This is a genomic window from Curtobacterium sp. C2H10, assembly GCF_025407985.1.
Lineage (GTDB): Bacteria > Actinomycetota > Actinomycetes > Actinomycetales > Microbacteriaceae > Curtobacterium.
On record NZ_JABXGF010000059.1, the window covers coordinates 1 to 21295 of the forward strand.

The window sequence follows — 21295 nt, forward strand, 5'->3', positions numbered from 1 at the left end:
ATGCACTTGCGTTGTGCGACCGCGCCGAGCCGCGGCGCGGCCGCGCCCGCGCGGCGCTCAGCGCTTGCGCGGAGCGCCCGTGGAGCCGCGCACCACGAGCTGGGGCACGATGTCGATCGGCCGGAGGACGGCATCGTCGTCGCCGGGCAGGAGCAGGTCCACGCACCGCCGGCCGAGTTCGGCGAAGTCCACCTGCACGGTCGTGAGCGGCGGCCAGAAGTGCTTCGCCTCGGGGATGTCGTCGTAACCGACCACCGACAGGTCCCCGGGGACGTCGAGGCCGTACGAGCGCGCGGCGTGCACCACGCCGAGCGCCATCGCGTCGTTCGAGCAGAAGATCGCGGTGCAGTCCCGCCAGCGCAGGAGCTCCCGGCCGGCGTGGTACCCGAAGTCGGCGGACCAGTCGCCCAGGATCGGCGGGACGACGGGCATGTCGCGGTCGGACATCTCGCGCAGGAAGCCCTGCATCCGGGCGTCCGCCTCGATCCAGTCCTGCGGACCGGCGATGTGCCGGACGTACTCGTGCCCGAGGTCGAGCAGGTGCGCCGTCGCGAGCCGGGCGCCCTCCATCTGGTCGACCCAGAGCGCGGTCGGGTCCTCGCCGACGCTCGAGCGCATCGTGACGTACGGCGTCCGGATCCCGAGCTCCTCGATGAGGTCGAACACCCGCTGCTGCGGCGCGATGACCACGATCCCCTCGACGTCCTGGTCGAGCAGGTGCCCGAGGCCGTCGCGGACGGCGGTGTCGGTCGGCTCGGCGATGTTCGCCGTCGTCACGGAGTACCCGCGGCTGACCGCGGCGTCCTCGATCGCCTGCATCGTCACCGCCGGCCCGTAGTGCGAGCGCTGCGCCGTGAGCACACCGATCGTCCGCGTCCGGCTGGTGACCAGTGCCCGTGCGGCACGGTTCGGCCGGTACTGCAGCTGCTCCATCGCCGCGAGGACACGGTCGCGGGTCTCGGCCCGGATCGCGTCCGAGTTGTTGAGCACCCGAGACACCGTCTGGTGGGACACACCGGCAACCCGCGCGACGTCGCGGATGCTGGGCGACCGCGGTTGCTGTGCCCGCGTCGACGCCATTGCTACTCGTTTCCTGCCCGGGGCCGTGGCACGCCCATGTGCACGTTCACATTCCGAGCCAGATCATTATGCACGCCTCCGGCATCCACGCCACCTGAGTTGTCGTTTCCCGATCCGGTGGGGTACGGTTCACGTCGTATCCGGCATATCGCCCGTACCGGAACGCACAACTGCAGATCGGCCGTCCGCCCGAGGACGGCAGTCGCTCCAGACCTCAGAGAACAGCGACACCCGCAGCGCACCAGCGCTGGGGTGTCGCTGTTCTCTTTTTTGCGTCCACCGAACCCCATCCACCACGAAGGAGTGGTCTTGACCAAGGCCCGCAGACTGACGAGCTTCATCGTCCTGTCGATGACCGGCGGCGTGATCTTCCAGGTCGCGTACATCCGGTTCGTGTTCCTCGCGGACACCGCGCACGCGCTCGACCTCACCATCCAGCGCTACGGCGAGATCACGTCGGTCTTCGGCGCCGTCGCCGTGCTCATGTACTTCTGCGGCGGCTGGTTCGCCGACCGTTTCTCGCCGAAGGCGCTCATCGTGATCGCGCTCGCGGGGATGGGGATCGTCGACCTCTGGCTGTCGACGGTGCCCGGTGAGACCGGGATCGTGGTCGCCCACGTGCTCATGGCCGTCCTCGGCATGGGGCTGTACTGGTCGTCGCTCGTGAAGCTCGTCTCGATGCTCGGGACCGCCGACGAGCAGGGCAGGCTCTTCGGCTGGCTCGAGGGCGTCCGCGGCATCACGTCGACCGTCGTGGGCTTCGTCGGCGCCGCCATCGTCGCCGCCGCGATCGCCGAGACGGGCGGGGTCCTCTGGGTGATGCGCATCTACGGCGTGCTCTGCCTGGTGTTCGCCGTGCTCGTCCTGGTCGTCGTCCGCACCGACCGGGACGCCCTCGGCCAGGTCGGACGGCAGGCCGTGTCGCTCCGGGAGCTCGGGGCCGCCGCCCGCAACAAGTACACCTGGCTCATCGGCTTCTCGATCATGGCGATGTACTGCTTCTACACGCTGCTCGGCTACCTCACGCCGCTGCTGCAGGACGGCTTCGCGGTGCCCGTCGTGCTCCTCGGGGCGATCGGCGTCGTCCGCACGTACGTGTTCCAGATCGTCGGCGGCCCGGTCGGCGGCGTGCTCGTCGACCGGTGGACGAAGTCGTCGCCGGCGTTCCTCCGGTGGGCGTTCGTGGTCGCGGCGATCAGCGCCGTCGGCTTCCTGCTCCTGCCGCACGACCCCGCCCTCGTGTGGATCGCCGTCGTGCTCATGATCGTGATGTGCCTCGCGGTGTTCACCTCGCGCGGCATCTACTGGGCGCAGGTCGGCGAGGTCGAGGTCCCGCTCGCCCAGCGCGGCGGCGTGATCGGGCTCGCCTCGGGCATCGCCTACCTGCCGGACGCCTTCCTCCCCGCCCTCGGCGCGTGGTGGGTCGGCGACCCGGCGAACGGCGTGCCCTCGCAGGGCGGCGGCTACACGACCATGTTCGCCGTCCTCCTCGCTGCCGCCGTCCTCGGCTTCCTGCTCACCACCCTCACCATGCGCGTCCGTGCACGCGAACTGCGGAACCGCCCGGCGCCCGACGTCGTCGTCGCCGCCTGACCCACCTCGAAAGGACCCCTCACCCCATGGACATCCGCGACTTCTCGATGGACCTGTTCTCGCTCGCCGGCAAGCGTGCGATCGTCACCGGCGGCAAATCGGGCCTCGGCCAGGCGTTCTCGCTCGCCCTCGCCAAGGCCGGCGCCGACGTGTTCGTGCCGAGCGTGGTCGACGACGACGGCACGACCCGGGCGCTCGTCGAGGGCGAGGGACGCCGGTACGCGTTCCTCGAGGTCGACCTCACCGCCGCCGACGCCCCGACGCGCATCGTCGACGCGTGCACGGAGCGGCTCGGCGGGGTCGACGTGCTCGTCAACTCGGCGGGCATCTGCCTGCTCGACGACGTCGATGCGTTCGACCGCGCGAAGTGGGACCCGATGATCGCCGTGAACCTCACCGCGCCGTTCGCCCTCGGGCACGCCGTCGCGAAGCACTTCGTCGCGCAGGGCTCGGGCAAGATCATCAACATCGCGTCGCTGTTCGCGTTCCTCGGCGGACAGTGGTCGCCCGCGTACGCCGCCACCAAGCACGGGATCGTCGGCTTCACGAAGGCGTACTGCGACGAGCTGGCGCAGCACAACGTGCAGGTGAACGCGATCGCGCCCGGGTACTTCGCCACGAAGATCACCGAGCAGACCCGGTCGGACCCGGAGACGAACCAGCGCGTGCTCGACCACATCCCGGCCGGACGCTGGGGCGACGTCGCCGACCTCATGGGCGCGACGGTCTTCCTCGCCTCGCACGCATCCGACTACGTGAACGGCCACACCCTCACCGTCGACGGCGGGTACCTCGTCCGCTGACGACGGACAGGAGGCGCGTGACGGCGCCGCCACGCGCCTCCTGGGCACAGACCACCAGACCAGAGCAACGAAACACACCAACGAAGGGCTCACCACCATGATCGACTCGATCGCCACCCTCGACCGGGCCGAGATCCTGCAGCGTCTCGCCGGCATCGTCCGCCCCGAACAGATCGACACGGACGAGCAGCACCTCAAGGACGCCAGCGTCGACCGGTTCAAGAAGTACCAGTCCGTGCACGGCATCCACGACGCCCCGACCCCCGTCGCGATCGTCAACGCCGAGTCGACCGAGGACGTCGCCGCGATCCTGGCGTTCGCGGACGACAACCTCGTCAACATCGTCCCGCGCACCGGTCGCACCGGTACCGAGGGCGGTCTCGAGACGAGCGTCGTCGACACGATCGTGCTCGACTGCTCGCGGATGGACGCCGTCCTGAAGATCGACCCGGAGAACATGCAGGTCACGGTGCAGGCCGGTGTGCCGCTCCAGCGCCTCGAGGACGAGCTCCGCCTACAGGGCCTCACCACCGGCCACTCGCCGCAGTCGAAGCCGCTCGCCCAGTACGGCGGCCTCGTCGCGACTCGCTCGATCGGGCAGTTCTCCACCCTGTACGGCGCGATCGAGGACATGGTCGTCGGGCTCGAGGCCGTGTTCCCCGGCGGGAAGGTCCGTCGCATCAAGGCCGTCCCGCGCCGCTCGGCCGGCCCGGACATCCGCCACGTGGTCATCGGCAACGAGGGTGCGCTGTGCGTCATCACCGAGGTCACCGTCAAGCTCTTCACGTACCAGCCGGAGAACAACGAGTTCCACGGCGCGCTCGTCGACGACATGCGGACGGGCATCGCGATCCTGCGCGAGGTCATCACGAACGGCTTCCACCCCTCGGTCGTGCGGCTGTACTCGCCGGAGGACGCCAACCAGCACTTCTCGCACTTCTCGAAGGACAAGTGCGTCGTGGTCTTCGTCGCCGAGGGGCCCGCCGGCATCGTCCGTGCGACCTCGGAGGAGATCCAGCGCGTCCTCGCCCAGCACCCGCACGAGCAGGTCGACCCCGCGCTCATCGAGGCGTGGTTCGACAACCTCAACTGGGGCCAGGACAAGATCGACGCCGAGAAGGCCGTCATGCTGCGGGACGGGCAGCTCGGCTACACGACCGAGGTCTCGGCGGACTGGTCGGCCGTCGGCGACGTGTACGACGCGGTGATGCGCCGCATCCGCGAGGAGTACCCGTACGCCGGTGACCTGACGATGCTCGGCGGCCACTCGTCGCACAGCTACCAGACCGGCACGAACATGTACTTCGTGTACGACTACCGCATCGACTGCTCGCCCGAGGAGGAGATCGAGAAGTACCACATCCCCCTCAACGCGATCATCGTCGAGGAGGCGCTGCGCCACGGTGGCTCGATGGTCCACCACCACGGTGTCGGCAAGTACCGCACCCCCTGGGTCGAGGAGGAGCACGGCTCGGCGTTCGCGATCATGCAGGGACTCAAGGCGCAGTTCGACCCGAAGGGCATCATGAACAAGGGCACGATCTTCCCGGAGCCGGGCGCGATCCAGCCGGCCGCGGCCGACCCCGACACGACGTTCGGTCGCGCGACGAGCGGGCGCACCGGCGCATGACCAGGTACCTCGTCGGCATCGACAACGGCTCGCAGTCGTCGAAGGTCACGGTCTTCGACGAGCGGGGCGGGGTCGTCGCCGAGGGGCGTGTGCCGCTGCGGCCGAACCACACGCCGGCCCCTGGGGTGGTCGAGCACCCGGACGACGACCTCTGGGACTCGATCGCGGCGGCGTGCCGGATCGCGATGGAGGCGTTCCCGGGCGACCCGTCCGAGATCGTCGGCGTCGGTCTCTGCACGATCCGGTTCTGCCGGGCGGTGCTCCGCGCCGACGGGTCGCTGGCACAGCCGGTCCTGAGCTGGATGGACGCCCGCGTCGGCGCGCCCTTCGTCGCCGAGCAGGACGACGTGGCGTACGTCACGACGTCCTCCGGGTACGTCACGCACCGGCTCACCGGGGCCTTCCGGGACACCGCGGCCAACTACCAGGGCGTCTGGCCGATCGACACCGACACCTGGCGGTGGAGCGAGGACGAAGCGGCGTATGCCGCGACCGGCATGCGACCGGACCAGCTGTTCGAGCTCGTCGCGCCGGGCGAGGTCCTCGGCACCGTCACGGCCGAGGCCGCGGCGGCCACGGGCCTCCCGGTCGGCCTGCCGGTGGTCGCGACGGCCAACGACAAGGCCGTCGAGGCCCTCGGCTGCGGGCTCCTCGACCCGACGACGCTCCTCGTGTCGCTCGGCACGTACATCGCGGGCATGTCGGTCGGCGAGCGGAACATCGACGGGGCGTCCGACTTCTGGACGAACTTCGGCTCGGAGCCGGGCCGCTACCTCTACGAGTCCGGCGGGATCCGTCGCGGCATGTGGACCGTGAGCTGGTTCCGCGACCTGCTCGGGCCGGACTTCGCGGCAGCGGCCGACGCTGCGGGCGAGCGCGCCGAGGACCGACTGGGCCGCGAGGCCACCGACGTCCCCGCGGGATCGGACGGGCTGCTGACCGTCCTGGACTGGCTCGCGCCGGCCGAGGCGACGTTCCGGAAGGGCTCGATCCTCGGGTTCGACGGACGGCAGGGCCGGGCGCACGTGTACCGGTCGATCCTCGAGGGCATCGCGATGACGATGCGCGACCGCGGGGATGCCATGGCCGCCGAGCTCGGGACGGCGTACCGCCGGGTGGTCGTCTCCGGCGGTGGTTCGTCGTCCGACCTGATGATGCAGATCATGTCGGACGTGTTCCAGGCGCCGACCATCCGTGTGGTGGGCGACAGCGCTGCGGGGCGCGGGGCGGCGATCTGCGCGGCGGTCGCGACCGGGGTGCACCCGTCGTTCGAGGCTGCGGCCGCGGCGATGGTCGTCGAGCGGGACCGCTTCACGCCGGACCCGCCGACCGCGGCGGTATACGACGCGCTGCGTGCCGTGCACGCGGACGTGACGGCGCACACCGACGAGGTCTACCGGCGGACGGCGGCCATCGTCGGCTGACGGGTGCGACGCGACCGCTCGGAGGACGGGAGGCGCGGTGCCAGCTGGCACCGCGCCTCCCGTCCGTCGCTGCGACCGTCTAGAGCCAGTTGCGCTTGCGGAAGATCGCCCAGAGCACGCCCATCAGGGCGAGCATCCCGAGGATCGCGACCGGGTAGCCGTACCGCCAGTGGAGCTCGGGCATGTGGTCGAAGTTCATCCCGTAGACCCCCGCGATGAGTCCCGGGGCGAAGAGGATCGCCGCCCACGAGGAGATCTTCTTGACCTCCTCGCCCTGCCGGTGCGCGGCGCGTGCGAGCTGGCGGCTCTCCTCGCCCTGCGCGAGGCTGGCGCTGGTCATGCGGCGCATCGCCTCGTTCTGCTCCTGCGACACCAGGGTCGCGTGCAGCGTCAGGGCGTTCTCGAGCAGGGCCCGGAACGAGTCCACCCGCTCGGTGACCCGCAGTGCGTGGTCGAGCACGTTCCGCAGGCGGTGCTGGACCTCGTCGTCGACGCCGTACTTTTCGGCGCCGCGGAGCAGCCCCTTCACCATCGCGGGCACCGGCTTCGTGGCGCGCTGGAAGGCCAGGACCTCGCTGAGGAGCTGGTAGATCCGCTTCGAGACGCCGGGGTCGACCTGCCCGGCGAACAGCTGGTCCTCGATGGCGTCGACGTGGTCCTGCAGGATCTCGACCACGGGGGCGTAGCCGTCGACGACCTCGTCGAGCACGGCGGCGGTGACGGCCTCGGAGCCCCGGGCGAGGAACTCCGGGTCGGCCTCGACCCGGGCACGGAGCGCCGCCAGGTCGGGACGCTCGGCGTGCCGGACGCTCACCACGAACCGGTCGCCGACGAACAGGTGCACCTCACCGAACTCGACGGTCTCGGCAGTGGTGTCGAACCACGCGGGTCGGAGCACCAGGAAGAGTGTGTCGCCGTACCGCTCGAGCTTCGCGCGCTGGTGTCCCTTGCGGGCGTCCTCCACCGCGTTCTCGTGCAGGTCGAACTCGGTCGCGACGGCCTCGAGCTCGGTGTCGTCCGGGCGGAAGAGCCCGATCCAGGCGAGGTCGCCCCCGGTGGCGAGCGACAGGGTCGACGGTGACCCGACGCGACGTCCCTCGACGTAGATCGCGTTGTCGATCAGTGCCATGTGCGTGCTCCTCTCGGGAGCAGGCAGGCGCGAAGTGACCCCGGAGTGATCCGGGGGAGGGGTTTGCTCAGCGAACGGGCACGGCGACGACCGTCAGGGGCGGCCGGCCCGATCGAGGATGGTCACCCGACATCGCGCCTCACCTGCCCTTCTGCTGGTCCGTCGGCCGCGGTGCGCAGCCTCGTGGCCACACCCGTGACCGACGGCCGACCCTACTCCGTCGAGTCGGCGGAGCCAAGTGAACGAACGCTCACATGCCCCAGACGTCGCGGTTCGACGACGCGACCGCGACCGCTCCGGCACCGAGGGCGGCCATCACGTCGGCCTTGTCGCACACCAGGCCGCCGGCGATGACCGGCACGGCGGTGTCGTCCCGGAGCCAGGTGATCACGCGCGGCATGCACCCGGGCAGGATCTCGATCGCGTCGGGTCCGGCCTGCTCGACCACGCGGGGGAGCTGGTGGTACGAGAACGAGTCGACGAGGAAGAAGCGCTGCACGGCGACGAGCCCGGCGCGCTTGGCGGCCCGGACGAGGTTCGACTTGGTGGAGAGCACGCCGTCCGCTCGGGTGTGCTCGGCGATCCACGTCACGACGACGTCCCGGGCAGCGAAGCCGTCGAGCAGGTCGACGTCCACGAGCACGGTCTTGCCGGCGTCCTTCGCCCGGGCGACGATGTCCGCGACGTCGAGGACGCTGCCGTAGAGCACGAAGACGACGCCCCGGTCGGAGGCCAGCACCTCGTCGAGCGCGGAGGCGTCCTTGACGCTGGCGATCACCGGGTCGTCGCGGAGTGCGTCGAGCACGGCGTCGGCTCCGGCCCGCGGTGCGACATCGCGTTCCGTCGTGGTCATACCGACCATTGTCGATGACGCGCCCTGACAATCGCGGGCGGGCGCGCGCGGGTCAGCGGGTGATGTGCAGACCGGCCGTCGCGAGCTCGGTGAGCTGCCACCCGAGCCACGGGCTCCACGCGAACGGCGCACCGGCGACCGACTCCCGCAGCGCGGCCTCGGAGACCCAGGCGTACTCGGCGACCTCGTCGTCGGCCGGAGCCGGGACGTCGTCGGTGACCGCGCGGAAGACCGGGCAGACCTCGTTCTCGACGATCCCGGAGGCGTCGACGGCGCGGTACCGGAAGTCCGGCAGCACCAGCTCGACGTCGCGGACGGTGATGCCGAGTTCACGCGAGGCCCGTCGGGCGATCGCGTCCTCGAACGACTCGTCGGGGCCGGGGTGGCCGCAGAAGGTGTTCGTCCACACCCCGGGCCACGTCTTCTTCGACAGCGCACGACGGGTCACCAGGACGTCGCCGTCGGTGTTCCGCACGTGGCACGAGAAGGCCAGGTGGAGGGGCGTGTGGTCGGTGTGCACCGTGAACTTGTCCGCCGCACCGATCGGGGTACGGTCATCGGCCAGGAGCACCACGGATTCAGGGAAAGTCGTCATCTGCATCGATAGGTTAGGCCAATGAGCGAGGAAGCGGCCACCGTGGCGCACATCGACCTCGCGCTCGTCGACGACTGCCTCGAGCGCTTCTTTGCCGTGTCGTCGGCGCGCGCCGAGCGGTACGGACGACCGTCCGGGGAACTCTGGCGGGTGCTCCGCAAGGCGAGCATGGGCGGCAAGCGCTTCCGCCCGCGCATGGTCCTCACCGCCTACACCGGCCTCGGCGGCGACGACTTGCACGCGGCCGCGCACGTCGGTGCCGCGTACGAGCTGCTGCACACCGCGCTCGTCGTGCACGACGACGTCATCGACCGTGACTGGTCGCGCCGCGGGCAGCCGAACGTGGCCGGGTCCTTCCGCGACACGGGCACGACGGGCGGACTGCCGCTGCCCACCGCCGAGCACCGCGGCATGAGCGCCGCGGTCATCGCCGGCGACCTGGCGCTCGCGGGCGCACCCCGGTTCATCGAGTCGGCCGGCGTCACGGGTGACCGACGTGCCCGCCTGCTCGAACTCCTCGACGAGGCCGTGTTCGCCAGCGCCGCGGGCGAGATGACCGACGTCGACCTCGCCCTCGGGGTGATGCCGACGGTGGACGAGGTCCTGCAGATGGAGCGTGCGAAGACGAGCGTGTACTCGTTCGAGGCCCCGCTGCAGTCCGGTGCGGTGCTGGCCGGCGCCGCCGAACCGATCGTCGAGGCGCTCGGCGCCTTCGGCCGCGAGATCGGGATCGCCTACCAGATCGTGGACGACCTGCTGGGGGTCTTCGGCGACGAGGGCACGACCGGCAAGACCGTCCTCGGCGACCTACGCGAGGGCAAGCGCACCATGCTGATCGCCCACGCCGCGACGACCGAGTGCTGGCCGGACATCGCGCCGTACCTCGGCGACCCGGACCTCAGCGAGGAGCGCGCGGCCGAACTCCGTGCGACCCTTGTCACCTGCGGCGCCCGGGCCGCCGCCGAATCGCGGATCGCCGAGCACACCGCACTCGCCCGTGCCGAGCTCGCCGGACTGCCGTACGACCTCGCCGACCGCCTGGAGGCCCTCGTGACCGAACTCGTGGAGCGCGCCCGGTGAGCCACAGCCGAACGGAGCCGCGTCTCACGACCCGGCTCCCGCTCTACGACGCCACGGCCGAGGCCGCGTCGGGCGTCGTCATCGACCGGTACTCGACGTCCTTCGGGCTCGCCAGTCGGCTGCTCACGAAGGACACGCGTGAGCACATCCGCAACGTGTACGCCCTCGTCCGGGTCGCCGACGAGGTCGTCGACGGGCCCGCGACCGAGGCCGGACTCGACCACGACCTCGCCCGGACGGTCCTCGACGAGCTCGAGGCCGACACCGAGCGGGCGATCGCGCTCGGCTTCTCCGTCAACCCGGTGGTGCACGCCTTCGCCCGCACCGCTCGGGTCACCGGGTTCGGCCCGGAGCTCACGCGGCCGTTCTTCGCCTCGATGCGGATGGACCTCGAGCGGACCGAGCACGACCAGGAGTCCTTCGACCGCTACGTGTACGGCTCGGCCGAGGTGGTGGGCCTGATGTGCCTGCGTGCGTTCGTCCACCGCGCCGGCCGGCCGACGTTCGACGGCACCGTGCTCGTCGACGGCGCCCGAGCGCTCGGTGCCGCGTTCCAGAAGGTGAACTTCCTGCGCGACCTGCACGCCGACTTCGAGGTGCTCGGCCGCTCCTACTTCCCGGGGGTCGACATCCGCAGCTTCGACGAGGCGACGAAGGGACGACTGATCGCCGACGTGCAGTCCGACCTCGACCGGGCCGCCCGCACCGTCCGGCTGCTGCCGGCCGACGCGCGGAACGCCGTCGGCCTGGCGCACGCGCTCTTCCAGGAGCTCAACGACCGCATCGCCGCCACGCCCGCCGACCGCCTGGTCACCACCCGGGTGCGCGTCCCGAACCCGGTGAAGGCCCGCCTGGCCGCGCAGGTGCTCGCCGGACGTGCGCCGCTGCGGTCGCGCGCGACCCACCACCGGACGGGAGGCACGGTGTGACCCCGCCCCGCGCCTCCAGTCCGAAGGATGCCGGCACCACGACCAAGCGCAAGGTGCCCGCCCGACGTGCCGTCGTCATCGGCGGCGGCATCAGCGGACTCGCGTCCGCCGCCCTGCTCGCGCGGGACGGCTTCTCGGTGACCGTGCTCGAGCAGCGCGGGCAGCTCGGCGGCCGTGCCGGGTCGTGGGAGCAGGACGGCTTCCGGTTCGACACGGGCCCGTCCTGGTACCTCATGCCCGAGGTGTTCGACCACTTCTTCCAGCTGCTCGGCACCTCGGCCGACGCCGAGCTCGACCTCGAGAAGCTCGACCCCGGGTACCGCGTGTACAGCGAGGGCTACGACGACCCGATCGACCTCCGTGCCGACAGGGAGGCGAACATCGCCCTGTTCGAGTCCGTCGAGCCGGGCGCCGGCAGACGGATGCGGAAGTACCTGGCCTCGTCCGAGGACACCTACGCGATGGCGATCCGCCGGTTCCTCTACACGACCTTCCAGGACCTCACGAAGCTCGCGGCCCCCGACGTCCTCCGACGGCTCCCGAAGCTCGCGCGCCTCCTCATCGAGCCGCTCTCGACCTTCGCCGAGTCCGCGGTCAAGGACCGCCGCCTGTGGCAGGTCCTCGGCTACCCGGCGGTGTTCCTCGGCACGAGCCCGTACGCGGCGCCGAGCATGTACCACCTCATGAGCCACCTCGACCTCGCCGACGGGGTGCTCTACCCGAAGGGCGGCATCACCGAGGTCATCTCCGCCGTCGAACGCGTCGCCCGCCGTGAGGGCGCGAAGATCATCGCCGGCGCCAAGGTCGAGCGCATCGTCGTCGAGGACGGCCACGTCACCGGTGTCGTCCACCGCGACCGCGCCGGTGCGCAGCACACGGCGCCCGCCGACCTCGTGGTGAGCGCCGCCGACCTCCGGCACACCGAGCTGCAGCTGCTCGACGCGGAGCACCGCACGTACCCCGCCGCGCACTGGGCGAAGCGCGACCCGGGGCCGAGCGCGGTGCTCGTCTACCTCGGCGTCGACGGGCCCGTGCCGGGGCTGCTGCACCACACGCTGGTGTTCACCGAGGACTGGAAGGCGAACTTCGGCGCGATCTTCGGCGCCGACCGGCACGTCCCCGACCCGGCGTCGATCTACGTCTGCGCTCCCTCGGAGACCGACGCCTCGGTCGCACCGCGGGGATCGAGCAACCTGTTCATCCTCGTGCCGCTGCCCGCCGACCTGTCGATCGGCAAGGGCGGCATCGACGGTGCCGGCGACTACGAGGTCGAGCGGATCGCCGACCGCGCCATCGACGTCGTCGCCGAGCGCGCCGGCGTGCCGGACCTCCGCGACCGGATCCGGGTCCGCCGGACGATCGGTCCCCGGGACTTCGCCGACGACTACAACGCCTGGAGCGGCTCGATGCTCGGGCCGGCGCACACCCTCAAGCAGAGCGCGTTCTTCCGCGAGAAGAACGCCTCGGCGAAGGTCGACGGGCTCTACTACGCCGGTGCCTCGACGATCCCGGGCATCGGGCTGCCGATGTGCCTGATCAGCGCCGAGGTGCTCCTCAAGCGCATCCACGGGGACACCAGCACCGAACCGCTCCCGGCACCGCTCCGGCGGCCCGGCGCCACTGACTGATGCCCGGGCTCTACCTCGCCGGGCTGCTGGTGTCGCTCCTCGGCATGACCGTCCTCGACGCCCGGCTGCACTTGTTCTTCTGGCGGGCGCCGTGGCGGGCGGCGGCCGTGATGGTCGTCGGCGTGGCGTTCTTCCTGCTGTGGGACGTGCTCGGGGTCGCTCTCGGCATCTTCTTCATCGGGCCGCAGAACCTGCTGACCGGGGTCCTCCTCGCGCCGGACGTCCCGCTCGAGGAGCTCTTCTTCCTCCTGCTGCTCTGCTACACGACCATGAACCTGGTCGGCTTCGTGCAGCCCCTCGTCGCGCGGGGCCTGCGGCGGGCCGAGCGGAGCCGATCGTGACCGGCTCCGGCGCGTACGCCCTGCTCGCGCTGCCGTTCTTCGCCGCGGTCGCGGTGGTCGCCGTCGCCGCCGGGGTCGTCGCCGCACGACGTGCTCGTGCCCGGGGCCGCCGTGCACCGACCGGCCGGCGGATCGCCCTCGTGACCGGGCTCGTCGCCGGCATCGCCCTGCTCGTCATGACGATCGTTTTCGACAACGTCATCGTGACGCTGCGGATCGTGGCGTACGACCCGGCGCTCATCAGTGGTGCGAAGATCGGGGCGATCCCGGTCGAGGACCTCGCGTACTCGATCGCCGCGATCGTGCTGCTCCCCAGCCTGTGGGTCCTGTTCGACCGACCCACCCGGCCATCCCACGAAGAGGAACCGACCCGATGAACGCGAGCACCGCCTCCAGGCCGTCGACCCTGCGCGCCCTGTTCGTGTCGTCCCGGCCGATCAGCTGGGTGAACACCGCGTACCCGTTCGGTGCCGCGTACCTGCTCGGCAGCGGGGTCGGTGTCGAGGGTGGCGGCGGGTTCTCGCTCGTCGCGTTCCTCGTCGGCGTCGTGTACTTCCTCGTGCCCTACAACCTGGCGATGTACGGCATCAACGACGTCTTCGACTACGAGTCCGACCTGCGGAACCCGCGCAAGGGCGGGGTCGAGGGTGCCCTGCTCGACAAGAGCGTGCACCGCACCACGCTGTGGGCCGTCGTCGTCACGAACGTGCCGTTCCTGGTCGCGCTCGTCGTGCTCGGCGCGGTGTCCGGCAACGGGCCGTGGTCGTGGCTCGTCCTCGCGATCAGCGTGTTCGCCGTCATCGCCTACTCGGCACCGGGGCTGCGCTTCAAGGAGAAGCCGTTCCTCGACTCGCTCACGTCGAGCACCCACTTCGTCTCGCCGGCGATCTACGGCCTGGCGCTCGCCGGCCCGCACTGGACCGGCCAGCTCGTCGCCGTGTGCGTGGCGTTCTTCCTGTGGGGCGTGGCGTCGCACGCGTTCGGTGCCGTGCAGGACGTCCTCGCCGACCGGGCCGGTGGGATCGGCTCCGTGGCGACCGTCATCGGTGCCCGCGCCACCGTGCGCCTGGCGTTCGTGGCGTACCTCGTCGCCGGTGTCGCACTGCTGTTCTCGGCGTTCCCTGGTCCGATCGCCGCGATCGTCGTCGTGCCGTACGCCCTCAACGTGCTGCCGTGGTGGAACGTCACCGACGCGGGCGCGGAGTCCGCGAACGCCGGGTGGAAGCGGTTCCTCTGGATCAACTACCTCGCCGGGTTCATCGTGACGATGGCACTCATCGCGTACGCGTTCACGCACTGACCCGTGCCCTGACAGACTGGACGCACGCGCCGCGGGAGTCGTGGGGCGCCAGCCACGAAGGAGTGCACGCATGACGGTCCGGATCATCCACGTCGGTCTCGGAGGGTGGGGCGGCAACTGGGCCCGCACCGCCATCCCGGAGGTCACCGAAGTGGAGGTGGTCGGGATCGTCGACCCGGTCCCGGCGACACTGGACGCCGTGCGGTCGGACCTCGGCCTGCCGGAGTCGGCGGCGTTCGCGTCCCTGACCGAGGCGCTCGCCGGGGTCGAAGCCGATGCCGTCGTGATCACCGCCCCCGCCGTGACGCACGTGCCGCTCGCCCTCGAGGCGCTCGAGGCCGGCAAGCACGTCCTCGTCGAGAAGCCCTTCGCCAACACCACGGACGAGGCCGTCACCGCGGTCCGTCGTGCCGAGGAGCTCGGGCTCGTGCTGCAGGTCAGCCAGAACTACCGCTGGTACCCCGCACCCCGGGTCGTGCAGGACCTGCTCGCCGCGAGCACCGTCGGCGAGCTCTCGGCGATCAACGTCGACTTCCGGCAGTGGGACAACGACCTCGCGTTCGAGGAGCACCCGCACTACCGGTTCCCGCACGCGATGATCAACGACATGGCGATCCACCACTTCGACCTCCTCCGGATGATCACCGGTCGCGAGGCCGTCCGCGTGTTCGCGAAGTCGTCGTACCCGTCGTACAGCAAGTACCAGGACGAAGCCGTCGCCTCGATGATCATCGAGCTCGACGACGGCCTCGTGGTCAGCTACCGCGGCAGCTGGCTCTCGCGCGGCCCCCGGACGGCCTGGGCGGGCGAGTGGAGCATCCAGGGCGAGGACGGCGAACTGTGGTTCACGAGCCGCTCGGGGGAGCCGAACGCGGTGGCCGGGGACCGCGTGACGGTCCGCCGGACGCAGGACGACGGGGCCGAGGCGGTCGAGCTGCCGACGATGGCGCACACCGACCGGCAGGGCGGGCTGCAGGCGTTCGCGCGCTCGGTGTCCGGTGGTCCCGCGCCGGCGACGAGCGGTCGCGACAACCTGCGGAGCCTCGCGCTCATGGAGGCGGCGGGCCGCTCCGCGGCGTCGGGCCTGCCCGAGGACGTCGTCGTCCCGTCCTGACGCCCGGCGGGCCCCGCCCCGCCCCGCGAAAGCGACAGCCTGCCGCCGCGGTCCCGCGGCACCCTGTCGCTTCCGCGGCACAGACGACGGGCCGGCCCACGGGTCTGTCGCTCCGGCGGCACGGACTGGAGGCGCGGTGCGGGCCCGACCCGCGCCTCCAGGCCGCCGTCCGGTCGCGCTCCCGCCCCGCGAAAGCGACAGTCTGCCGTCGCGTTCCCGCGGCACCCTGTCGCTTTCGCGACACGGACGGCGGGCCGGCCCGCGGATCTGTCGCTTTCGCGAGACCGGCATCGGCACCGGCGGTGCCCGCCGGCCGCGTCCGCCGTGCGCGGGACACGCCCGGGGCTGGACATGACCCCGGCCCGAGCGTGTACGAAATGGGGAATGGCCAAGGACAGTCTCCCCGAGCTCGAACTCGCGAACGTCCGCACACGTGAGGGAATCACGGACACCGTGACCGAGATCCGACGTCGTGCGGACATCCCGGCGCGCACCCGCCTGGCGATCGCGAAGACCAAGCAGCGCTGGCACCGCGACCCCACCCCGCTCGTGGCGATGGGCGTGACCGCTGCAGCCGGTGTCACGGCGATCGTCGTCGGCATCGCGATCCGCAACAACCCCGCCGGGCACCTCGCCGAGCCGCCCACATCGTCGGCCTTCACCGCGCTGCTGCCGTTCGGGGCCCGTGGTGGCGACGGCCCGGGCGCAGCCGAGCAGAGCCAGCCCGGACGCAAGGGACGCAAGGCCCGTGCGAAGGCCGCCGAGGAGTCGCTCGAACGCGACCCACAGCACCGCGCACGCGTCAAGCAGCGCGCCGGGATCGCCGCGGTCCAGCGCCGCGCGACGAAGAACCGCAAGCAGGCCGCCAAGCGTTCGAAGCAGGCACTGAAGGCGAGGGGGTAGTCCCGTGGCACGCGAGCAGCACAAGCCCGAACCCGACGACCCCCGCAAGCCCGACAGCCCGGCGGACCTCACCAAGCCCACGCTGGTCTACACGCTGAAGAAGACGCTCCGCGAGTTCTCCAGCGACCAGTGCACCGACCTCGCCGCGAGCCTGACCTACTACACCGTGCTCGCGCTCTTCCCCGGTCTGCTGGCCGTGGTGTCGATCCTCGGGCTCGTGTCCGACCCGAAGAAGACGATCGACACGCTGCTCGACCTCGTGAACAACATCGGAGGCGAGCAGGTCGTCAGCCTGCTCCGGGACCCCATCGAGGGACTCGTGCGCTCGCCAGCGGCGCCGATCACGTTCATCGTCGGTGTGGTCGGTGCGCTCTGGTCGGCCTCCGGGTACGTCGGCGCGTTCGGCCGCGCGATGAACCGGATCTACAACGTCCGCGAGGGGCGTCCGATCTGGAAGCTCCGCCCGACCATGCTCGGTGTCACGCTCTTCACCGTCGTCCTGCTCGTCCTCGGGCTGCTCGCGCTCGTGTCCGGCCCGCTCGCCCGCAGCTTCGGCGACGTGATCGGGCTCGGCGACGCCGCCGCGACCGTCCTGAGCATCGTGCAGTGGCCGATCCTGCTCGTCATCGCGATCATCGTCGTCGCGGTGCTCTACTACTGGGCGCCGAACGTCAAGCAGCCGAAGTTCCGGTGGGTCAGCGGCGGGTCGATCGTGGCCATCCTGATCCTCGTCGTCGCCAGCGTCGGGTTCGGCTTCTACGTCGGGAACTTCTCGAACTACAACGCCACGTACGGATCCCTCGGTGGCGTGATCGTCTTCCTGCTGTGGGTGTGGATCACGAACAACGCGCTGCTCTTCGGCGCGGAGTTCGACGCCGAGCTCGAGCGTGGACGGCAGCTGCAGGCCGGCATCCGTGCGGAGGAGGACATCCAGCTCCCCGAACGCGACACCCGGCAGATCGAGAAGCAGGACGAGAAGCGCGCGCAGGACGTCCTCGACGGCATCAAGATCCGCGAGGACGCCGACCGCCGCTGACGGGACATTCCCGGTCGGGCTCGCTACGGTTCGCCCGTGCCGTCCTTCCTCGAGGGGCTCCCGTTCTGGTGGCTGGTCCTCGCGCTCTTCGTCGTGGTGCTCTGCCGCGCGCAGGCGACCTACTGGCTGGCACGGCTCGCGGTCACCGGCGCGGCGCGGTCCCGCTGGGGTCGCTGGCTCGACTCGGCGGCGGTCCGTCGGGGTTCGGCGCTGCTCGACCGCTGGGGGCTGCCCGTCGTGACGGTCAGCTTCCTCACCGTGGGGCTGCAGACGATCATGAACGCGGCCGCCGGCATCGCCCGGGTGCCGTGGTGGCGGTACACGATCGCGATGGTCCCGGGCTGCGTGGCGTGGGCGTTCGTCTACGCGACGGTGGGGATCGCGCTGTTCTGGGCGGTGCTCGCGGCGTTCGCGGGGTCGCCGTGGGGCGTGGTCGTGCTCGTCGTGCTGGCGGCGGCCGCCGCGGTCGCCGTGTGGACGGTCCGGCGTCGTCGCCGGCTCGCCGCGGACACGTCCCGGGTCTGACGGCCAGGAGGCGCGGTGCCGGCCCGCCCCGCGGCCGTCGTCCGGTTCTCCACAGGCTGGAGGCGCGGTGCCGGGCCGCCCCGCGGCTTCCGTAGGGTGGTGCGCATGACCGACACCGCGCCTCCCGTCCGCCCGACCGCACTCGTCACGGGCGCGACCCGTGGGATCGGCCGGGCCATCGCGCTCGACCTGGGACGCACGCACCACGTGCTCGTCGGCGGCCGGACCGCCGCCGCCGTGGACGCACTCGTCGCCGAGCTGCCCAGCTCGTCGCCGTTCGTGGGGGACCTCGGCGCGGGCGAGTTCCCGCCGCTGCCGGAGCGCCTCGACGTCCTCGTGCACTCCGCCGGGGTCGAGCAGGGCTCGACCGTCGCGGACACCCCGCGCGAGGTGTGGGAGCAGGTCTTCGCCACGAACGTGTTCGCGGTCGCCGAGCTGACGCGGCTCGCCCTCCCGGCCCTCCGCGCGGCGCACGGCATCGTCGTGCCGATCAACAGCGGAGCCGGGTTCCACTCCGGCCCCGGCGGCGGCGTGTACGCGGCGTCGAAGTTCGCGCTGCGGGCGTTCGCCGATGCCCTGCGGGAAGAGGAACGGGCGAACGGCGTCCGGGTCTCGAGCGTGCACCCAGGCCGGACGGACTCGGACATGCAGCGGGCGCTGACCGAGAAGCTCGGCGAGGACTACGACACCGACTACTACCTCGCGCCCTCGGACGTGGCCGACGCCGTCCGGACCGTGGTCGACCTGCCGGAGCGGGGCGCGATCGAGTCGCTGGCGATCCGGCCGACGCGGCGGCGCTGACCCGCTGCGACGGGGGGCGGGTCACCCGAGCTCGATCCTCGTGGTGAGGTCGAGGCGGTCGAGGAACGTCTCGTCGTGACTGACCACCACGAGGGCTCCCCGGTACGCCCGGAGCGCGTCCACGAGCTGGTCGACACTCGTCAGGTCGAGGTCGTTCGTCGGCTCGTCGAGTACCAGCAGCTGCGGCGGCGGATCCGCGAGCACGAGGCTCGCCAGCGCCACCCGGAACCGCTCCCCGCCCGAGAGCGCGCCGGCCGGGCGGTCGACGGTGTCCCCGCGCACCAGGAACTTCGCCAGCCGGTTCCGCACCTCGGCCGGCGGGACGTGCGGGGCATCCCGCCGGACGTTCTCGAGCACCGACAGCGCGTCGTCGAGCGAGTCCTTCCGCTGCGGCAGGTAGCCGATGCGCTCGACGTGCGGGACCGCAGTCGTGTCGGGCAACGGGTGCGCCCGCGCGCCGGGGACCCCGACGAGCTGCTCGAGGAGCGTCGTCTTGCCGACGCCGTTGTCCCCGGCGACCGCGATGCGCTCCGGACCCTGCACGATCGTCGCCCGCCCGCGCAGCGTGATGGTCGCGATCTGCCGCGACGCCGGCACGTCCGGGTCGGGGAGCGTCACGTGGATGGACTCGTCCGCGCGCAACCGTCCCTCCGCCTCGCGCTTGGTGGCGAGTGCGGCGGCCTCGTCCTCGGCGTACCCGGTGCGGAGCCGCCCGGCGGTCTGTTCGCCGCGCTTCCGCATCTCGTTCGCGAAGATCTTCGGCATCCCCTCGGCGGCCTTCACCCCGGACCGGGCCCGACGGGCGATCTTCGTCTCGGCCTCGATGCGCTGCCGCTTCTCGGTGCGGTGCCGCTGCTCGGCGACCCGGACCTCGCGTTCGACGGCGGCCTGCTGCACCGAGAGGTGCTCCTCGAACGCGCTGAAGGTCCCGCCGAACACGGTCATGCCGCCCGCGCGGAGCTCGGCGACCTCGTCGACGTGTTCCAGGAGCTCGCGATCGTGGCTGACGACGACGAGGGTGCCCGGCCAGTCGTCGACCATGTCGAGCAACATGCTCCGGGCACGACGGTCGAGGTTGTTCGTCGGCTCGTCGAGGAACGCGATCGGGAGCCCCCGTAGCCGGATGCCGGCGACCGCCACGAGGACGGCCTGACCTCCGGACAGGGTGCTCACCGGACGCTCGAGGTCGGCGCCGATGCCGAGGCCGATGCCGTCGAGCGCCGCGGCCGCACGTTCCTCGAGGTCCCAGTCGTCGCCCACGGCGTCGAAGTGCTCCGGAGCGGCGTCACCGCCGAGGATCGCGCGGAGGGCCGTCAGGGTCGGACGGATGCGGAGGAGGTCGGCGACCGCGTCGTCGTTCTGTGGTTGCAGGCGTTGCGGCAGGTGGTCGACGGGACCGGACGTCGTGATGGTGCCGGACGTGGGGTGGAGCCGACCAGTGACCAGCCGGACGAGGGTCGACTTGCCGGCACCGTTCCTCCCGACCAGGCCGGTCCGGCCACGGCCGAAGGCGGTGGTGAGGTGGCTGAGCGCGACGGTGCCGTCGGGCCAGGCGAAACTGAGGTCGTTCAGGACGACGGACGGACTGATGGGCATACGGGTGCCTCCCCGGTGGTCGATGCTGGGCGCACGACACCGGACCCGCCACGGGAGGGCGGAGCGCCCGACGGGGCGCGACGATCACGGTGTCAGCGCGAGGGCTGAGCAGATCCGGTGATCGACAGCAATTCGTCCACTTCCGTCGGGGAGCCCTGCGTGACCGCCACCCGCACCGCCGGTCGGTCGTCCCGCACCGGTGGCCTCGCGATGACGACGAGGACCCGCCCACGGTACGCCGGGAGTCTCGCGCCGCGCAAGGCCCTCGAGCCGTGACAGGCTGGGGGCATGCCGGAGAACCTGCTGCCGAACCCGACCGCGAACCCCGAGACGCTCCTGCCCGCCGAGCCGGAGGTGACCGCCGCCCTCGCCGCCGACGCCCCCGTCGCGAGCGTCGTGGTGTCGCACCCGGCGTCGAGCCTGGCGTGGGCACTGCTCGCCGACGAGGCGTGGGAGCGTGGGGCGACCCTCGAGTCCTACGCCTACGCGCGGGTGGGGTACCATCGTGGGCTCGATGCGCTGCGGAAGGCGGGCTGGCGCGGCGCCGGGCCGGTGCCGTGGTCGCACGAGCCGAACCGGGGCGTGCTGCGGGCGCTGTTCGCGTTGCGGCGGGCGGCTTCGGCGATCGAGGAGCCGGGCGAGCCCGAGCGGCTGACGGAGTTCCTCGATGCGTCCGACCCGGCGGCGATCCCGGCGCTGAGCGCGTAGAGCGCCCCGCGCCCCGCGGCCCGCGCCCCGCGCGCTCGCGCTGGCGCGCCCGGCCGTCGCACAACGAAAGTCACCTCGAACCGCGCTTCCGCCTGGTTCGAGGTGACTTCCGTTGTGCGAGACCGGCGAGCCGCCGGCGGCTAGCGCGCGACCGCGGCCGCGCCGCGCCGCCGCGCTGCCGCTTCAGGTTCGTCAGCTGCTGCAGCACCTCGTCTGAGGTCGTGATG

Annotated in this window: 21 protein-coding genes; 16 read left to right on the top strand and 5 right to left on the bottom strand. The window is 71.6% G+C overall.

What is annotated here, in order from left to right; genetic code table 11:
* Positions 1-57 precede the first annotated feature (57 nt).
* Positions 58-1080 (bottom strand): LacI family DNA-binding transcriptional regulator, encoded by a 1023-nt coding sequence (locus HWD93_RS15990; protein ID WP_070417111.1) that lies wholly within the window; start codon positions 1078-1080, stop codon positions 58-60.
* 309 nt (positions 1081-1389) lie between these two features.
* On the opposite strand from HWD93_RS15990, the gene HWD93_RS15995 reads away from it, so the two are divergent.
* The 4 genes from HWD93_RS15995 (at position 1390) to HWD93_RS16010 (ending at position 6530) form a co-directional block, all read left to right on the top strand.
* Complete coding sequence (locus HWD93_RS15995) at positions 1390-2673, top strand: nitrate/nitrite transporter (protein ID WP_261647354.1); 1284 nt, start codon at positions 1390-1392, stop codon at positions 2671-2673.
* 26 nt (positions 2674-2699) lie between these two features.
* On the top strand, positions 2700-3476 hold the full coding sequence (locus HWD93_RS16000; protein ID WP_261647355.1) for an SDR family oxidoreductase: 777 nt from the start codon (positions 2700-2702) through the stop codon (positions 3474-3476).
* A 97-nt stretch (positions 3477-3573) separates the two neighbouring features.
* Positions 3574-5106 carry an FAD-binding oxidoreductase gene (locus HWD93_RS16005; RefSeq protein ID WP_261647356.1) on the top strand — a complete coding sequence of 511 codons (1533 nt, stop codon included), beginning with the start codon at positions 3574-3576 and terminating at the stop codon, positions 5104-5106.
* The gene (locus HWD93_RS16010; protein ID WP_261647357.1) at positions 5103-6530 is read left to right on the top strand and encodes an FGGY-family carbohydrate kinase; all 1428 of its coding nucleotides are present in this window, start codon (positions 5103-5105) and stop codon (positions 6528-6530) included. The genes HWD93_RS16005 and HWD93_RS16010 overlap by 4 nt, the downstream gene beginning before the upstream one ends.
* Positions 6531-6609: 79 nt before the next feature.
* Here HWD93_RS16010 and HWD93_RS16015 read toward each other — a convergent pair whose 3' ends face one another.
* The 3 genes from HWD93_RS16015 to idi all read right to left on the bottom strand — a co-directional run bounded on the left by HWD93_RS16015 (position 6610) and on the right by idi (position 9107).
* Positions 6610-7659, bottom strand: coding sequence for a magnesium and cobalt transport protein CorA (locus HWD93_RS16015; protein ID WP_261647358.1), 1050 nt, complete (start codon positions 7657-7659; stop codon positions 6610-6612).
* A 250-nt stretch (positions 7660-7909) separates the two neighbouring features.
* Entirely contained in the window at positions 7910-8512 is a 603-nt protein-coding gene (locus HWD93_RS16020; RefSeq protein ID WP_071294384.1) for a glycerol-3-phosphate responsive antiterminator, read from the bottom strand.
* A gap of 52 nt (positions 8513-8564) precedes the next feature.
* Positions 8565-9107, bottom strand: coding sequence for an isopentenyl-diphosphate Delta-isomerase (gene idi, locus HWD93_RS16025; RefSeq protein ID WP_261647359.1), 543 nt, complete (start codon positions 9105-9107; stop codon positions 8565-8567).
* A gap of 21 nt (positions 9108-9128) precedes the next feature.
* Between idi and HWD93_RS16030 the strand changes: the two genes are divergently transcribed.
* From HWD93_RS16030 to HWD93_RS16080, 11 genes are all read left to right on the top strand, one after another.
* Positions 9129-10187, top strand: coding sequence for a polyprenyl synthetase family protein (locus tag HWD93_RS16030; protein ID WP_071303425.1), 1059 nt, complete (start codon positions 9129-9131; stop codon positions 10185-10187).
* On the top strand, positions 10184-11116 hold the full coding sequence (locus HWD93_RS16035) for a phytoene/squalene synthase family protein (protein ID WP_261647360.1): 933 nt from the start codon (positions 10184-10186) through the stop codon (positions 11114-11116). Before HWD93_RS16030 ends, HWD93_RS16035 begins: the two co-directional genes overlap by 4 nt.
* Positions 11113-12744, top strand: a complete 1632-nt coding sequence (crtI, locus tag HWD93_RS16040) for a phytoene desaturase family protein (RefSeq protein ID WP_083295095.1) — start codon at positions 11113-11115, stop codon at positions 12742-12744. Before HWD93_RS16035 ends, crtI begins: the two co-directional genes overlap by 4 nt.
* Positions 12744-13085, top strand: a complete 342-nt coding sequence (locus tag HWD93_RS16045) for a lycopene cyclase domain-containing protein (RefSeq protein WP_261647361.1) — start codon at positions 12744-12746, stop codon at positions 13083-13085. The genes crtI and HWD93_RS16045 overlap by 1 nt, the downstream gene beginning before the upstream one ends.
* Positions 13082-13462, top strand: coding sequence for a lycopene cyclase domain-containing protein (locus tag HWD93_RS16050; RefSeq protein ID WP_071294389.1), 381 nt, complete (start codon positions 13082-13084; stop codon positions 13460-13462). Before HWD93_RS16045 ends, HWD93_RS16050 begins: the two co-directional genes overlap by 4 nt.
* Entirely contained in the window at positions 13459-14385 is a 927-nt protein-coding gene (locus tag HWD93_RS16055; protein ID WP_070417104.1) for a prenyltransferase, read from the top strand. Before HWD93_RS16050 ends, HWD93_RS16055 begins: the two co-directional genes overlap by 4 nt.
* 70 nt (positions 14386-14455) lie before the next feature.
* Positions 14456-15499 (top strand): Gfo/Idh/MocA family protein, encoded by a 1044-nt coding sequence (locus HWD93_RS16060; protein WP_261647362.1) that lies wholly within the window; start codon positions 14456-14458, stop codon positions 15497-15499.
* Positions 15500-15883: 384 nt separating this feature from the next.
* Positions 15884-16402 carry a hypothetical protein gene (locus HWD93_RS16065; RefSeq protein WP_261647363.1) on the top strand — a complete coding sequence of 173 codons (519 nt, stop codon included), beginning with the start codon at positions 15884-15886 and terminating at the stop codon, positions 16400-16402.
* Between the two features lie 4 nt (positions 16403-16406).
* The gene (locus HWD93_RS16070; protein ID WP_092384718.1) at positions 16407-17438 is read left to right on the top strand and encodes a YihY/virulence factor BrkB family protein; all 1032 of its coding nucleotides are present in this window, start codon (positions 16407-16409) and stop codon (positions 17436-17438) included.
* Between the two features lie 36 nt (positions 17439-17474).
* A complete protein-coding gene (locus HWD93_RS16075; RefSeq protein ID WP_261647364.1) occupies positions 17475-17963 on the top strand; it encodes a VTT domain-containing protein in 489 nt (162 codons plus the stop codon).
* A 105-nt stretch (positions 17964-18068) separates the two neighbouring features.
* Positions 18069-18764, top strand: coding sequence for an SDR family oxidoreductase (locus HWD93_RS16080; protein ID WP_261647365.1), 696 nt, complete (start codon positions 18069-18071; stop codon positions 18762-18764).
* 21 nt (positions 18765-18785) lie between these two features.
* On the opposite strand, the gene HWD93_RS16085 is transcribed toward HWD93_RS16080, so the two are convergent.
* Positions 18786-20360: an ABC-F family ATP-binding cassette domain-containing protein gene (locus HWD93_RS16085; RefSeq protein ID WP_261647366.1), complete on the bottom strand. Its 1575-nt coding sequence runs from the start codon at positions 20358-20360 to the stop codon at positions 18786-18788.
* Between the two features lie 288 nt (positions 20361-20648).
* On the opposite strand from HWD93_RS16085, the gene HWD93_RS16090 reads away from it, so the two are divergent.
* On the top strand, positions 20649-21068 hold the full coding sequence (locus tag HWD93_RS16090) for a DUF3151 domain-containing protein (protein ID WP_071294394.1): 420 nt from the start codon (positions 20649-20651) through the stop codon (positions 21066-21068).
* Positions 21069-21295: the final 227 nt, after the last annotated feature.